The following is a 1,415-nucleotide window of genomic DNA, read 5'->3' as shown; positions in this document are numbered from 1 at the left end:
ATTTCCCCTCGCGGATCACCTCAGCCACCGCCCGTTCGAGCAGGTCGGCCGCTTCCTTCTCATTCAAATAGCGGAGCATGAGAACCGCGGACAAAATGAGCGCGGTGGGATTCACCTTATTGAGCCCCTTGTATTTGGGGGCGCTCCCATGTGTAGCCTCAAAGACTGCGCCGTTTTCTCCGATGTTGGCCCCCGGTGCTACGCCAAGTCCCCCTACCAGCCCGGCTGCCAGGTCACTGACGATGTCCCCGTAAAGATTGGGCAGGACAAGCACATCGTAGAGTTCCGGCTTTTGCACGAGCTGCATGCACATGTTGTCCACAATGCGATCCTCAAATTCGATATCCGGAAACTCCTGGGCGACCCGCCGCGCCACGTCAAGGAACAGTCCGTCGGTGAATTTCATGATGTTGGCCTTGTGCACGGCCGTAACCTTCTTGCGATTGTTTTCCCGGGCATACCGGAAGGCGAACCGCACGATACGCTCGGTCCCCGAAACGCTGATGGGTTTGATGGAGATGCCCGTTTCTTCAGGTCCGGTCTTCACTTTGCGGTCGGTAGAAAGGCGGTTGATGGTGCTGATCAGTTCCGCAGTATTAGGCTGGCCGCGTTCGAATTCCACACCCGCGTAGAGATCTTCCGTATTCTCGCGAATGATCACCAGGTCCACAGGCACGCGTTCGAAAAACGTCCGCACTCCGGGATAGTATTTGCATGGACGCACGCAAGCATACAGCCCCAATTCCTGGCGAAGATACACATTGATGCTGCGGAATCCGGTTCCCACCGGCGTTGTGATCGGGGCCTTCAAAGCGCACCGGGTCCGCCGGATGCTTTCCATCGTCGCCTCTGGAAGGGGGGTGCCGGTCCTTTCCATGACATCCACCCCGGCTTCCTGAACATCCCAGTGAATTTCGACACCCGTAGCATCCACACAGCGTCGAGCCGCTGCAGCCAATTCTGGCCCGGTTCCATCGCCGGTAATGAGGGTCACCTCGTGAGCCATGCTGTTTCCTTTCCCATCAGGCCAATATGTTTACAGGACGGTCAGAATCGGCACCCGCTTGCCCGAACGAGGTCCACACACGCGAATGCCAGACTGCGCCGACAGGCTGCTCGCGGCCGATTGGAAGCGGAGCCTCGTTCGGGCAATTAGCACAATGACATGTGGCGAAATTTACATGGTAACGGTTTTTCACCGACCGTGGGAGCCGCCCCCTTGTTCGCCCTTGACGTCCCCTGGCTACCGAGGCTGTTGGCGCCCGTTTCCGCTGAGATAGTGTCCCCCCTGGAACGTCCCGCCGCAACAATCTTTTGATCAGCGGCAACGAAACGTATGGGCGAGCTAGTGCTCCGTCACAGGATAATTTTGGGATAGACGGACTTCAGTTTGCGGCGGGCATCTTCCGCGGTCA

1 protein-coding gene is annotated in these 1,415 nt (G+C 58.0%); it reads right to left on the bottom strand.

Features of this window, described 5'->3' with window-relative positions; genetic code table 11:
* A partial coding sequence (locus tag H5U08_RS18750; RefSeq protein ID WP_297036662.1) for an isocitrate/isopropylmalate dehydrogenase family protein occupies positions 1–1,006 on the bottom strand: 1,006 nt, incomplete at its 3' end.
* Positions 1,007–1,415: the final 409 nt, after the last annotated feature.

It is taken from the genome of Thermogutta sp. (assembly GCF_014359955.1).
In the GTDB taxonomy this organism is placed as follows: Bacteria; Planctomycetota; Planctomycetia; order Pirellulales; family Thermoguttaceae; genus Thermogutta.
The sequence above is the reverse complement of the archived record's forward strand: the minus strand, read 5'-3'. Positions and strand labels throughout refer to the sequence as shown.